Annotated in this window: 13 protein-coding genes; 6 read left to right on the top strand and 7 right to left on the bottom strand. The window is 58.7% G+C overall.

Features of this window, described 5'->3' with window-relative positions:
- Window positions 1–108 precede the first annotated feature (108 nt).
- Window positions 109–1,485: a 30S ribosomal protein S12 methylthiotransferase RimO gene (gene rimO, locus ACIGGE_RS00065; protein WP_397489036.1), complete on the bottom strand. Its 1,377-nt coding sequence runs from the start codon at window positions 1,483–1,485 to the stop codon at window positions 109–111.
- 77 nt (window positions 1,486–1,562) lie between these two features.
- Between rimO and ACIGGE_RS00060 the strand changes: the two genes are divergently transcribed.
- Window positions 1,563–1,961 carry a DUF1761 domain-containing protein gene (locus ACIGGE_RS00060; RefSeq protein ID WP_397489035.1) on the top strand — a complete coding sequence of 133 codons (399 nt, stop codon included), beginning with the start codon at window positions 1,563–1,565 and terminating at the stop codon, window positions 1,959–1,961.
- A 1-nt stretch (window position 1,962) separates the two neighbouring features.
- Here ACIGGE_RS00060 and ACIGGE_RS00055 read toward each other — a convergent pair whose 3' ends face one another.
- The 3 genes from ACIGGE_RS00055 to serS are packed head-to-tail and all read right to left on the bottom strand — an operon-like array spanning window position 1,963 to window position 5,174.
- The gene (locus ACIGGE_RS00055) at window positions 1,963–3,081 is read right to left on the bottom strand and encodes a TrkA family potassium uptake protein (RefSeq protein ID WP_103022462.1); all 1,119 of its coding nucleotides are present in this window, start codon (window positions 3,079–3,081) and stop codon (window positions 1,963–1,965) included.
- 48 nt (window positions 3,082–3,129) lie between these two features.
- Window positions 3,130–3,894 carry a 5'/3'-nucleotidase SurE gene (gene surE, locus ACIGGE_RS00050; RefSeq protein ID WP_397489034.1) on the bottom strand — a complete coding sequence of 255 codons (765 nt, stop codon included), beginning with the start codon at window positions 3,892–3,894 and terminating at the stop codon, window positions 3,130–3,132.
- Window positions 3,894–5,174: a serine--tRNA ligase gene (gene serS / locus ACIGGE_RS00045; RefSeq protein ID WP_397489033.1), complete on the bottom strand. Its 1,281-nt coding sequence runs from the start codon at window positions 5,172–5,174 to the stop codon at window positions 3,894–3,896. The genes surE and serS overlap by 1 nt, the downstream gene beginning before the upstream one ends.
- A gap of 125 nt (window positions 5,175–5,299) precedes the next feature.
- On the opposite strand from serS, the gene ACIGGE_RS00040 reads away from it, so the two are divergent.
- Window positions 5,300–6,604 carry a sulfotransferase family protein gene (locus ACIGGE_RS00040; RefSeq protein WP_397489032.1) on the top strand — a complete coding sequence of 435 codons (1,305 nt, stop codon included), beginning with the start codon at window positions 5,300–5,302 and terminating at the stop codon, window positions 6,602–6,604.
- Between the two features lie 61 nt (window positions 6,605–6,665).
- Here ACIGGE_RS00040 and ACIGGE_RS00035 read toward each other — a convergent pair whose 3' ends face one another.
- On the bottom strand, window positions 6,666–8,987 hold the full coding sequence (locus tag ACIGGE_RS00035; protein ID WP_397489031.1) for a TonB-dependent receptor: 2,322 nt from the start codon (window positions 8,985–8,987) through the stop codon (window positions 6,666–6,668).
- A 127-nt stretch (window positions 8,988–9,114) separates the two neighbouring features.
- Here ACIGGE_RS00035 and ACIGGE_RS00030 point away from each other — a divergent pair, with 127 nt between their 5' ends.
- From ACIGGE_RS00030 to ACIGGE_RS00020, 3 genes are all read left to right on the top strand, one after another.
- On the top strand, window positions 9,115–9,738 hold the full coding sequence (locus ACIGGE_RS00030) for a TetR/AcrR family transcriptional regulator (RefSeq protein ID WP_221597948.1): 624 nt from the start codon (window positions 9,115–9,117) through the stop codon (window positions 9,736–9,738).
- A gap of 53 nt (window positions 9,739–9,791) precedes the next feature.
- Window positions 9,792–10,064, top strand: coding sequence for a hypothetical protein (locus tag ACIGGE_RS00025; RefSeq protein ID WP_222828356.1), 273 nt, complete (start codon window positions 9,792–9,794; stop codon window positions 10,062–10,064).
- Between the two features lie 419 nt (window positions 10,065–10,483).
- Window positions 10,484–11,470: a tyrosine-type recombinase/integrase gene (locus tag ACIGGE_RS00020; RefSeq protein WP_397489030.1), complete on the top strand. Its 987-nt coding sequence runs from the start codon at window positions 10,484–10,486 to the stop codon at window positions 11,468–11,470.
- A 312-nt stretch (window positions 11,471–11,782) separates the two neighbouring features.
- Here the strand turns inward: ACIGGE_RS00020 and ACIGGE_RS00015 are convergent, their stop codons facing one another.
- Window positions 11,783–12,022 (bottom strand): hypothetical protein, encoded by a 240-nt coding sequence (locus tag ACIGGE_RS00015; RefSeq protein ID WP_397489029.1) that lies wholly within the window; start codon window positions 12,020–12,022, stop codon window positions 11,783–11,785.
- Between the two features lie 32 nt (window positions 12,023–12,054).
- Complete coding sequence (locus ACIGGE_RS00010) at window positions 12,055–12,795, bottom strand: CPBP family intramembrane glutamic endopeptidase (RefSeq protein WP_397489028.1); 741 nt, start codon at window positions 12,793–12,795, stop codon at window positions 12,055–12,057.
- A gap of 119 nt (window positions 12,796–12,914) precedes the next feature.
- Between ACIGGE_RS00010 and ACIGGE_RS00005 the strand changes: the two genes are divergently transcribed.
- On the top strand, window positions 12,915–13,562 hold the full coding sequence (locus ACIGGE_RS00005) for a TetR/AcrR family transcriptional regulator (protein ID WP_397489027.1): 648 nt from the start codon (window positions 12,915–12,917) through the stop codon (window positions 13,560–13,562).
- Window positions 13,563–13,734 lie beyond the last annotated feature (172 nt).

The raw sequence follows: 13,734 nt of genomic DNA, 5'->3' as shown, positions 1-13,734 counted from the left end.
ATACGTCGACAGGCAGTTGCGAACGCGCCGGCAAATTACCCTTGTTGCTGAACGGCATAAGGGTTGTGGTGTCGAAGGAGCGCATTCGGGCGACGCCCTAAAATCGCATTAGGCGCAGGCTGCTCCGAAAAGATCATGCGCATCGCTATCTTCGATCAAAACATCCACGATGTCGCCTGCCGATAGGTCTGGAGGTACATTGCGAAGGTAAACCGCGCCGTCGATTTCTGGCGCGTCGGCTTGGCTGCGACCGGTTGCGCCAATGTCGCCATCTTCGTCGGGCTCGCCAACCTCGTCGATTATCACGGGGATCGATTTGCCGATCTTGTCGCGAAGCTTGGCGGCACTGATACGCTCAGTCACTTCCATGATGCGGGCATAGCGGTCTTCTTTGACGGATTCCGGCACCGGGTCGGGCAGATTGTTGGCCTGTGCACCATCGACAGGTTCGAACCGGAATGCGCCCACACGGTCCAGTTGAGCCTCTTCCAGCCAGTCGAGCAGGTACTGGAAATCCTCTTCGGTTTCTCCAGGGAAGCCGACGACAAAGCTAGAACGAATAGCGATTTCAGGACAAATTTCCCGCCAGCCCTTCAAGCGTTCCAGCACCTTCGCCTCATTGGCAGGACGCTTCATTGCGCGAAGGACCTTGGGGCTCGCATGTTGAAAGGGTATGTCGAGATACGGCGTCAGCAACCCTTCGGCCATGAGCGGAATGACCGCATCTACATGGGGGTAGGGGTACACGTAATGCAGCCGAACCCACGGAGGGGTGCCGCCGCCAATGTCGAGCTGTCCCAGTTCCCGCGCAAGATCGGTCATATGCGCACGAACATCACGACCCTTCCAGGTGCGGGTTTCGTGGCGTGTGTCGACACCGTAGGCGCTGGTATCCTGACTGATAACAAGCAGTTCCTTCGTTCCTGCGGCAACCAGCTTCTCTGCTTCGCGCAGCACCGCATCGATCCTGCGGCTGGCTAGCTTGCCACGCAGATCCGGAATGATGCAGAAGGCGCAGGAGTGGTTGCAGCCCTCGGAGATCTTCAGATAGCTGTAATGGCGCGGCGTCAGTTTGATATCCGGCTGGGGGATCAGGTCGACATACGGACCTTGGGAGGGCGGGGCATAGGTATGAACCGCGTCCACCACCTGTTCGTACTGATGCGCACCTGTTACGGCGAGGACCTGCGGATGGGCAGCGCGGATGGCGTCGGCCTCCTCACCCATGCAGCCGGTCACGATCACACGACCATTTTCTGCGATTGCTTCGCCTATGGCAGCAAGGCTTTCTTCCTTGGCCGAATCGAGAAAGCCGCATGTATTCACAAGGACCACATCGGCACCGGCGTAATCCGGGCTCATCGCATAGCCATCCGCGCGTAGACGGGTTAGAATGCGTTCGCTGTCGACCAGCGCTTTCGGGCAGCCGAGGGAAACCATACCGACCTTCTTCTGGTCGGGGATCGGGGTGGTAGTGGTGGTCATGATTGCGCGCGCCTCTACACCTCTATGCGCCATTGCGCTAGCGTCGTGCGTACTGCGCAATAGCGGAAGGCTGGAAAATGGGCGAAATCAACTGGTTGGCGGTGGTGCTCGGTGCCGTGGCGTTCTTTCTGGTCGGCGTCATCTGGTATGGACTGGTGTTCGGAAAGGCTTGGCAGAAAGCGGCAGGCCTTTCCGGTGAACAGTTAAAGCGCGGCAACATGGGCCTGATTTTCGGTCTCGCCTTCATCGCTGAACTGATGATCGCACTTACACTTGGACATTCGATTGCGCGTAGCGGGGCGAGTGATCGTGCTGTGATGATGATGGCCGTTGGCTTCGGCGCCACAATCATGGTGCCGGCGATCGGCATCAATTATCTTTTTATGCGCAAAACGCTGACGCTCTTTCTTATCGATGCCGGGCACTTCATTGTCGGCATGGCAGCGATGGGCGGAGTTTTTCTGCTGTTCCGTTAGTCTATGCGTCGATCAGATCGTCGCGATCCCGCCCATCGCCATTGGTTTCGCCATTCGGCGTGGGTATGATTTCCACCACGACATCGCCGCTCTGAAGAGTTTGGCATTCGTCTTCCCAGAAACCGAGCGCCCGCCCGTTGCGATAAACGCGCAAGCCGCGGCCGCCTGTTTTTAGCTCGCTGATGGCCAGGCCGCACTCTTCATCGGTAATCCGGCGTTCGACAAGCTGCACGCGGCCCGAAACGCTGGCGAGGTCGGCAAGATATTCAGCGATATGTTCGCCCTTTGCGCTTCCGGCGAGAAGCAGTCCGGTAAAACGAACAGGGTTGATCACATTGTTTGCGCCAGCCTGCCTGGCCAGGGATTCGTTATCGTCCGCCCGCACAACCGCGCTGATGGGCACATGCGGCGCAAGGGCGCGCACGGTCAATGTGATCAGTATCGTCGTATCATCGCGACCCGCGGATACCAGAACGTTCTGGGCTTCGCTGATGCGGACGGCCTTCAGCGTCTGATCGCGCGTCGCATCGGCAGCCATTATGTTGCAGCCCAGGGCTTCTGCCTCGTGAAGCCTTTCCTCGCTTGGATCGATAACGACGATGCAGGACGGGTCGGTTCCACGTTCGATCAGTTCACCGACAGCTTCGGAGCCGGAAATGCCGTAGCCGAGCACCACGATGTGGTTGGAAAGCTGTTCCTGAATGCGGGCCATGCGCCATTTCTCCCAGCTGCGCTTGATGATGAAATTGTAGGCCGTACCCACAAAAATGAAGAAAACCGCGAAGCGAATGGGCGTGACGATCACCGCCTCGACCAGCCGCGCGCGATCCGAAATGGGGGCGATGTCGCCAAAACCAGTCGTGGTAATGGAGATCATCGTGAAATAGATGACGTCGAGAAAGCTTACTTCGCCGTCGAGATTGTCGACCAGCCCTTCACGGTCCCACCAGTGGATCATGACGACCACGAAGATGAGGAACAGCGCGAGACCGAGGCGGATACCAAGGTCCCCCCACACCGGTATCTTTAACGCGCGCCTTAGCGGCTGAAAGCGCGGACCGCGATAGGTGCGCACCGTGGTGCTGGCGGCAATCCGGTCGACCTGCTTATTGCTGCTCATGCTTACGCTAGGTGGGCGGGGAACGGTGCAAGGTCAACATAATCGCGCTTAGGAAGTAAAACGGTTTGCGAGCGCGCCGAGCGACGAGTGGTGGGTCAGGTCCAGCTGGAGGGGGGTGACCGAAATATAACCTTCGTCGATCGCCTCCAGATCAGTGCCATGATCCAGCGTGTGTTCAATCGCTTCCAGGCCAAACCAGTAGTATTTGAACCCTCGCGGGTCGCGGCCCTCAACTACGGTTCCGCGCGAGTAGTCATGGAAACCTTGCCGAACTGCGCGGATACCTTTGACTTCCGCTGGGGGAAGGGGTGGGAAGTTGACATTGACGAGGGTGCGCTGCGGCAGCGGTGTATCGAGCAGCGGAGCCAGCACTTTGGCACCCCATTCGATGGCGGCGCTGAACGGGACGTCCGCGCCCATGCCTTCCTTCGCATAAACCTGACTGAGCGCGATTGAGCGGATGCCGGCTAGTGCTCCTTCAATCGCGGCCGAGACAGTGCCGGAATAGGTGATGTCGTCAGCCAGATTGGCACCGCGATTGACGCCTGACAAAATCACATCAGGTTGCGCGTCCATGACCTTGCGCATGCCCATGGTCACTGCGTCGGTGGGTGTCCCGGTCACGGAAAAGCGGCGATCGTCGTGCTTGCGGAGCCGCACGGGGCGCGCGAGCGTGAGGGCGTGTCCCATACCCGACTGTTCTTCGTCCGGGGCGCAGATCCAGATATCGTCGCTGAACTGGCGTGCGATGCCTTCCAGAACCTTGAGGCCAGGAGCGTGAATGCCATCATCATTGGTAAGGAGGATACGCATCAGGACACGGCCTCCAGCCTGTCTACTCCGCCCATATAGGGCGTGAGCGCATCCGGCACGGTAACGCTGCCATCGGCGTTCTGGTAATTTTCCATCACAGCCACCAAGGTGCGCCCGACTGCGAGGCCCGAGCCGTTGAGAGTGTGAACGAAAGCGGTCTTCTTTTCACCTTCCGGGCGATAGCGTGCATTCATGCGGCGAGCCTGGAAATCTCCCGTATTCGAGCACGAGGAGATCTCGCGCCAGGCGCCCTGGCCAGGCAGCCAGACTTCCAGATCGTATGTCTTTCGCGCGCCGAAACCCATGTCGCCGGTGCACAACAGTACGCGACGGTATGGCAGATCAAGCGTTTGAAGTAGCTGTTCGGCACACTCTGTCATACGCTCGTGTTCGGCAGCGCTGTCTTCAGGGCGGCAGATACTGACCATCTCCACCTTTTCGAACTGATGCTGGCGGATGAAGCCGCGCGTATCGCGGCCCGCGGCGCCTGCTTCCGAGCGGAAGCACAAGGTGTGCGCCGTCAGGCGGATCGGTTGGGTGAGATCGGGCAGAATCTCACCCGCAACGGAAGCCGTCAGCGAAACTTCCGACGTTGGTATCAGCCAGCGGTCGTCGGTCGTGCGGAAGCTGTCTTCGGCAAACTTGGGCAGTTTGTCGGTGCCGTACATGGCGTCGTCATTGACCAGGACCGGCGGATTGCATTCGGTATAACCGTTCTTGCGGGTCTGCGTATCCAGCATGAACTGCGCCAGCGCGCGGTGGAGCCGCGCCATGTCGCCGCGCAGGAAAGTGAACCGGGCGCCCGACAGCTTGGCCCCGGTTTCGAAGTCCATACCCAGCGCAGGGCCGAGATCGGCATGTTCCTTCGGTTCGAAATCGAATGCGCGCTTTTTGCCCCATTGATAGACTTCGACATTGTCAGCCTCGTCCTTCCCATCGGGCACGTCGTCGGCTGGAAGGTTGGGAAGCGTAGCGAGCAGATCGTCGAGTTCGCTGCCGGCGGCACTGGCGGCATCTTCCCATTGCGGCATGCTGGCCTTGATTTCGGCAACTTCGGCCTTGAGCGCTTCGGCCTTGTCTTTGTCGCCTTGGCCCATGGCCTGTCCGATCGCCTTGGAGGCATCATTTCGGCGGCTCTGCGCCTGCTGGACCTTGGTGCTCGCTTCGCGCTTTTTCGCGTCGAGGGCGATAATGCGATCCGCCACAGGATCGGCGCCGCGACGTGCAAGAGCGGCGTCGAAAGCTTGCGGATTGGCTCTGATATAGGCGATGTCGTGCATGGTCGCGGCCTATGCCTTTTCGTACCACGATTGGCCAGTCACTTCCCACGTGGCCCCCCTTTTGCGGGCACGACTTGTCGAAGAATACGTTGAGGGGCACCTAGCACAGTTCGAGAGGCCCCACCTTGATCGACCAGCCAATCCAGCCGCCGCGACGTACGCATTTCATCGATGTGGCGGATGGCGTGATAAGAGCGGGTCGCAAGCTAGGGGCGATAGATCCTGCACAACTGGATAAGAATGCATTGCTGGACGGTGCGATGCAGGCAACCGGTCTCGATGATTTCGGCGATGATTGGTTCGAGCGGCCCTTCGATGCGCTACTGGACAGCGTGAAGGGCGAGGCGCGGCTCAACGCGGCGGGCGACCTGTCCGCGATGAAGCAATTTCACCATATTTTGCGCGATCGGCTGTATGCGCAGATGTGGTTCAAACGGCACCCTGAAATTCTCGCTCGGCCATTGAGGAACCCGGTCGTTATCGTCGGGCCCATGCGATCCGGAACGACGCGCCTTCATCGTCTGTTGGCGGGAGACAAACGTTTCGCGCATCTGCGCAGTTTCGAGACGATCAGCCCGGTACCACGTCCGGAGTTCGAACAGGTGCTGGCCGGAGAAAAAAAGGATTTCCGCCCGAAGCTGGCCAGCCGGATCATGAAGGTTGCGCGGCTGGCCAATCCGCGCACTCTCTCCATCCATCCCACCGGCCCGTATGAACCTGAAGAGGAACTCGGTCTGCTGGTGGCAAGCATGTGGAGCATGAAACACGACGCCCAGTGGCACGTGCCCTCCTATGCGCAGTGGTGCGAAGACGAAGACCCGGTCCCCGCATATCGTCACATGGCGAACCTTCTGCGTCTGATCGGCTGGTCACAGCAGGAAAGTTCCCTGCGCCCGTGGATCCTGAAAACGCCGCAACATATGCTCGACCTGCCAGCCTTGCTCGAAGTGTTTCCCGATGCACGGTTGATATTCACTCATCGCGATCCGAAGCAGTTCGTGGCCAGCGCAGCCTCGCTGGCCTGGAATCAGCAGATCATCTATTCGGATCACTGCGACGCTGCGCGTACGGGCCGGGAGTGGCTGGGCAAGACCGCCACCATGATCGAACGGATGCGATCTTCGCGCGACCTGATTCCGGCCAACCGCATGATCGACATCCAGTACGAGGATATGGAAAGCGACTGGCGGGGAACGATGGAACGTGTCTACCGCTTCCTCGGATTCGATATGGCGCCGGCAATCCCCGCCATGCAGCGCTATCTCGACCGTTCGGCGAGGCTCAAGCGCCGACCGCACCGTTACAGTCTGGAGCAATTCGGGCTAAGGGAACAAGAGGTGAGCGAACGGTTCGCCGATTATACCGAGACTTATGGTATTCCGACTGGCACGCCGATCAGCGACGCGAAGCGTCTTCTGTCGGGCGCATGACGAAAGGGGCGGAGCAATCGCTCCACCCCTTGCATTTACAATTCGCCGAGTCTCGGTGTGGTCAGAATTTGACCTGGCCAGTCACGAATACGCGGCGTGGATCGCCGTAGAAGGCAGTCAGGTTCCCCTCCAGCCCGAGGACGGATCCGGTGACGAAATCGTATCCGGACACGATGTAGCGCTGATCGAAGAGGTTTTTCCCATGGATGCCGATGGACCAGCGATCACTGTCGTCGGTGTAGACGATGCTGGCATCGACCAATGCATAACCATCCTGATCAAGCGGCCCGGGCAGTTCGAACTGGCTCGCGTCTGAGCGCAGCGAAACCGAACCGAGGAAATCCACGATCCCGCTGGCCACGGGAATGCCCAGATCGAACCCGGTATTAACGGTTACGTCGGGGGTGTTCTGGAATACGCGCTGATCCGCAACGTCATTGCCAAAAGCATCGATGAATGTGTTGTATTTGGCATCCAGCACGCCCAGCGCCCAGTTGAAGGTCAGGCGGCTGCCGGGTCCGGCAAAATTGCGACCGACGACGGCCCGGCCTTCGAATTCGACGCCGTTGACGTCCGCATCGCCCGCATTGGACGTGATGCCTACGAAGCTGTCGCTGATGCCATCGCCGTTGCTGTCGACGCCGACCGAGCCGGGGATCTGAACGTCGGTGTAATCGCCTTTGAAAGCGGCCAGGCTGATGAACAGACTGTCGTCGAGCAGGGAGGCTTTCCAGCCGATTTCGTAGCTGTCGACCGTTTCGGGCGCGAAGCTGAGAAATTCATACTGGTCCGCATAGTCGATATCGCCATCGCCATCGAGGTCCGGCGCCTGGCTGGTCTGGCCGCGCGGATCGAAACCGCCGCCCTTGAAGCCTTTCGAATAGGTGGCGTAAAAAGTGTGATTAGCGTTCGGTTTGAAAGAGAGCGAGGCGCGCGGGGTGAATTCCTTGAACGTAGCACTGCCGTTGAAGTCGCTCGTGACGGCAATCGGGACCGCGTCAGTGGGCGGGAAGAGATCGGAATACCCGCCGACGAACGTGGTACGCAGGATGCGACTGGTCCGCTTGTCCCATGTATATCGGCCTCCGACCGAGAGACTGAACTGATCGGTCAGATCGTAGGTGAAATCGCCGAATATCGACCAGGTCTTGGTATCGACATCACCCAGCGTCTGCGCATTGAGGCCGGGAAGATTCACGGACGGAATGGCGCCCGTCGTGAACAGTGCCACATCGAATGCAGTGAAGGCACTGGCATCGAGATAGTAGGCACCAAGGACGCCCGATAGGCGATCACCTTCATAAAGGAACTGGAGTTCCTGGCTGAATTGCTTGTTGCGGTAGATGGCGGGCACATCGAGATCGGCCTGGGGCAGGCTGTCGAAATCGATGGGAGTGGTCGAATGATCCTTGCGGTAGCCGGTGATCGACTTGACCGTCATGGTGTCATTCAGCTCATACGCGATGGTCAGGCCGCCGCCATAGGCTTCGACCTCCTGATCCACGACATCAAGCCCGGCGCGGGTATCATAGACATCGTCGAGGACGGGGGCGCCGGAAAATGCGCCGGGCAGCAGGCGGTGACCCTGGCGCGGGTCCGAATTGTCTTTCACATAATCGCCAGACAGGCGGATGAAGAGAGGGCCATTGTCGAATTCGATCGTGCCGCGGGCCCCCCACACATCCTTGTTGTAGTTTTCGACACCTTCCTGAACCAGATTGTCGCCGAAACCGCCGCGCGACAGCCGGGCACCGCTGACGCCCACCTTCAGGCTATCGGACACTGGTGTCGATGCGGTGACGATCAGATCTGCCTGATTATAAGATCCGTAGGTCCCACGGACCTTGATCTCGGTCTCGTCGGGCAGGGCGGCCGTGACGTATTTGATCGCGCCGCCGATCGTGTTGCGGCCGTACAGAGTGCCCTGCGGTCCGCGTAGAACTTCAATCCGCTCGACATCGTAGATATCGAGCACGGCACCTTGCGGGCGGTTCAGGTAGATGTCGTCAACATAGAGTCCCACTCCGGCTTCGAAGCCAGCCACAGGATCCTGCTGACCGACGCCGCGAATGAATGCGGTCAAGGTTGTATTGGTGCCGCGGCTGACCTCGAGCGTGAGGTTGGGCACTTCCTGCGCTATCTCAGTAATCTCGAGTGTGCCACTTTTGGCCAGTGCTTCGCCGGAAATGGCAGTGATGGAAAGCGGTACGTCCTGGATGCTCTCCTCACGCCGGCGCGCTGTCACCACGATAACGTTATCGTCATCCACGACAGGGGCCGCCTGGTCTTCATCCGTGGTCTGGGCAGACGCGGGCGCTGCAAGGAACGCGGCGGTTGCGGCGCTGCCAAGCAGGCCCGCAACGAGGAATCTGGTGGTTTTCATAATGTGGATCTCCCTCCCAATATCTTTATATGTTTCCCCTGATACTGAAACCTGAACCACCTTTCAAGTTTGTTGTTGCGTCGAGTGGATGGCATCGGTAGCGTCGAGCCATGCGAGGGGGATTGAAATGAAGGCTGAGCAGGGGCCCGACCAAGCCAAGGCGCCCCGTACGGAACGTGGGCGAAAGACGCTGCGCAAACTGCTCGATGCAGCGACGAGGGAGTTCGCAGATCACGGATTTCACGATGCGTCGATCAGCGGCATTACCCGCCGTGCGGGGGTGGCGCTGGGCAGTTTCTACACCTATTTCGATAGCAAGGACGCGATTTTCCGGGCGCTGGTTTCGGACATGAGCGAAGGCGTGGGCCGGGCCGCGCGCCAGGCCCTCTCGCCTTCGATGGGGGCGCTGGAAATCGAACATGCGGCGCTGCACGCGTTTCTTTCCTTCGCGTCGGAGAACAAGGAAATCTACCGCATTATCGACGAGGCGGAATTCGTCGATCCCGACAGCTACCGCGCACATTACGAAACCATCGGCACGCGTATTGAAGAGCGGCTGAAGGCAGGCGACGATAGCGGCGAGTTCATATCCGGTCTCGGCGCGCCGGAAGCCTGGGCGGTTATGGGGATGAACGTATTTCTGGGGTTACGCTATGCGATATGGGCGCGAGAGGGCGACCCGGCTTTCGAAGAAATCGCACGGCGCGCCAACGATTTGCTGGCGCATGGCATCGCTTCATCCGGGGATTGATCCGCGGAACTCCCGACGGGCCAGACCGTTCAGTGCCCAAAGGAGAAATCGACATGATCGGCAAGATTATCGGAGCAGTCGTCGGCGACAGGGTCGCCAAGCAAACCCGCGGCGTCGGAGGACCGGCAGGTGCTGCGCTCGGTGTAGTAGCCGCTACGGCCATCCGCCGTCTCAGCCTGCCTGCAATGGTGGTACTGGGCGCAGGCGGCTATTTCGCGAAGAAGCATTTCGACAAGCGGAATGCGGAGAACGAAGCAACTACGCCTCCTGCGACATCGACAGCCCCGCACAAGACAAAGTCCGCAAAGTCCGCGAAAGTCGCCTGATCGATCGACGACGCGATGCGAAGGCCGTCCCGCCGGGGCGGCCTTTTGCATTTGTAAGGGCGGAAAATGGTGGGCGCGGCAAGGATTGAACTTGCGACCCCACCCGTGTGAAGGGTGGGAAGTAGTACATTGGCGACTTTACTAGGACAAATAATGCTATAAAATCAATCTGGGGAGTTCGGTGACGTCCACCCAAGTTTTTCATGTTTTTTTCATAGATTTGGAATTAGCGAAATTTGCCCGATTTGAGCCGAATTGGAGAACGGGACAAGCTGAAGCCAAGGCCTGGCGATGAGCCTTATTGGCAACGATTAAGGCAAGGTTGTTACGTTGGCTTTCGCCCCTCCAGGAAAAAGGTTGGAGGTACTTGGTTCGCCCGAGCCTACAATACAGAGACAAAACGCAACTCACGTAAGCGGTTGGGCGACTACGGCACACTCTCCGGTCATGAGATATTCAAGCAGGCGAAATTGGATGCCGAGATTTGGGCCGAAACCGTTGAGAGCGGGGGTGAGCGCCCGCGAACCATCGCGACGGTCAAGGATGCTTGCATAGCGTATCTGCAAGAAAAGCCAGGATCGATTGCGGAGGGTGTCTTTCGGCGACATGTCAATCACGACCCGATAGGAATGGTAAAACTCGACAAGCTCCGACGACACCATCTTCGAGCCTGGCGTAGACGATTGGAGGAAACTCCAGCTCTCGTCTCACGCAACAAGATCGGTCAAAAGCAAACCAAAAAGCGAGCCAAGGCTACGGTCAACCGTGATATGGTTCCATTGCGGGCTGCGCTAGGACGAGTAATCAAGCCGGGCGAGCCAAATACTGACGCCGCCTGGCAAGAAGCGCTTCGGCCTTTCAAGGGTGCTGATAGGAGGCGAGAACTCTATCTTGATCGGGAAGAACGGAAGAGCCTTCTCGATGCCAGCGATAGCGCGGCAAATCCATTTATCAAAGCTCTGTGCCTCTTGCCTCTTCGTCCAGGCGCACTTGCGTCATTAAGGGTCCGTGACTTCGACAAGCGGACACGTTCGCTCACCATTGGAAGCGACAAGAACGGTAAGCCTCGACAGATTACAACTCCACAATCGATCTCTGCCTTCCTGGCCAAGCAAGTGGATGGCAAAGCTTCCGATGCGCCGATCTTCGCCCGATCGGATGGCTCGGCATGGAACAAGGACGCTTGGAAGTACCCAATAAAGGAAGCAGTGAAGGCCGCTGGCCTCCCCGCTGCCACCACTGCCTACACCCTGCGCCATAGCGTTATCACTGACCTAATCCGCGCTCGTCTTCCTATCCTAACCGTGGCGCAACTATCTGGTACGAGCGTCGCGATGATCGAGAAGCATTATGGTCATTTAGTGCGTGATGACGCCGAGGAGGCTTTGGCGACGCTTTTCATCTGATGGTTTAAGCGGGCCGTCGTCGCTAGGGGGGTACCGAAGAGCGAGAGTGCCGCTTGCATAGACAGGGCAGTTCCATTGCGCTGCCGTAGAACCTGGAGGTTTTTTCGCACAAGCAGTATTCAGATCGCCGCACCAGCAACGAGAATCTAAAATGTGCGGCTTTTGGGCCGATTACGGACCGTCCGCATTTGGAAGAAATTACGCGTATGCAGTCATTCGCCTAGGGCATGACGGCGGGGCACCCAACTGTGAGCGGCGAAGCGGAGAAAGGGTCGCTATTCAACAGAGGACGACCCTCTCAAATCTTGGCTGTTACCGGTCCCCAAATGGCGCTCGAATACGAGCCCAGATGCGCTTGCGGCTTTCGATCACGCTCAAACCAAGGATGGCGGCGGTGGTCCAAACAGCGACTTCGGAAATGATCGCCGCGCAGGCGACGGTGCCGACCCAGAGCGCTTTCGACGGATCGGTGAAGTAAATCCCGACTACGGCTAGCCAGGCGAGCGCAACGAGCGACCAGAGGCCAACAAGGGTGGGTTTCTTCCAGTTCATGGCGGTTCTCCTTCGTGTCAGTGTGCTCTGGTTCAGCCGAGGCCGCTGGTGTTGATCGCGCCGGTCGCCTGCAGGTGCAGCACGGTGATTCCGAAAGTGTTGACCAGCCCGTGGCCGATGATTGTTGGCCAGAGATTGCGCCGCGCGACGAAATAAAGCAGCCCGAAAGTGAGGCCGATGAGGCCGGTGGTCAGGATCCCGCCGATCCCCTGATAGGCGTGGACGAGGCCGAACAGCACGGCCTGGAAGATTGCGGCGAGGATCCAGGCGATGCGGCTGGATCCGAGCATTTCCACTGCACGGTGCATCAGGAAACCGCGGAAGACCATTTCCTCGCAGAAGGAAGCGGTGGTCCATACGATCCCCATCATCATGAGATATTTTGGAAAGGTGGAGACATCCATAAATTCGCGTTCGGCCTCCGCGCCGAGCAGCGAGCCAAGCACGACCATCGAGATCGCATTGGTCAGCGCCGCGCCGAGAAAGACGAGAACCACCATACCCGCCCCCTTGAGCACGTCGCGTGCGCTTTGCGGCCCGCGTAAGCCCAGCGAGCTCCATCCCGTCCCACGCAGCCGGAGAAGGACGGTGATGACCAGCACCGATGCGATCAGCGCCACCGGACCGGTATATTCGATCCCGGGGATTTCGCGCACGATGCAGAAGGTGGAGATCACCAGCAGGATTTCGGCCCAAGCGGGAACGGGGGTGCGGCGTTGGGTCGGCTGCGCGAGGTCAACCACGTTAGCCGTCCCGGGGGTGGTCATGGTCATGGAGGGTCCTTTCGAATCAGTCTTGCAAACGGTTCTCTCGCCTAATACTGAATATGAATTCAGATTCAATATCGAATTGAGGCTTGCGGGATGCGTGCCGATGCGAAAGGAGCGATGCGATGGCGAAAGTTAAGCAGAAGCGCGCAGCGAGAACCCGGGAAAACATCCTCGCTGCGCTCGAACAACTGCTCGAAAGCAAGGAATTCGAAGCGATCAGCATCGCCGATATCGCGCGCCAGGGTGAGGTGGCGGTCGGATCGATCTACAGCCATTTCGAGGACAAAGAGGCGCTGCTTCCAGCGCTGTTTGATCGCTATGTCGAGCGTATCGACGCACGCATGGCCGAGTTCGTCGAGCATGGCACTATTGACGGCGAGAAATACGAGCCCGGCGACACGCCCGACCTGCGCGAAATGATCGAACAATCGATCCGCGGGGCGCATCGGCAGGTGACCGAGACGCTGGGACTGCGCCGGGCGCTGTTGACGTATCGACGGCTCAACCCCGATGTCGAAGTTCCGCTGGTCTCCAAGCTTGGCCATGACGCAATCGAACTACTGGCCGCAGAACTGATCAGACACCGCGACGAGATCATCCACGACGACTTGCACGAAGCCGCGCGAATGGTGAGCTATTTCGTCAACATCGCTTTTCTCGATCGCATCGTGCTTCCGGGTGCGGCGACCAAGGATGATTTGCGGCCCTCGGATGAAGCCCTAATTAAAACATATACAGGTATGGTCTTGCACTATCTCACTGGGCGTTAAGGGTTACCCATCTCTGTCAGTGCTCGCGTATGCCGTTAAACAGGCGGTATAACCCCTAAGGGGCCGACCGCGGACTGTCGGCTTGTGGAGATAGGTAGCGCAGAACAGACGTTCGGCTCATAGTGCTATTTTGCTGAGAAATTTTTCACCAGAATATAAGGCGCAAGCGTTC

The sequence above is a fragment of the Qipengyuania sp. NPDC077410 genome, from assembly GCF_044543405.1.
Taxonomy (GTDB): Bacteria; Pseudomonadota; Alphaproteobacteria; order Sphingomonadales; family Sphingomonadaceae; genus Qipengyuania; species Qipengyuania pacifica.
The sequence above is the reverse complement of the archived record's forward strand: the minus strand, read 5'-3'. Positions and strand labels throughout refer to the sequence as shown.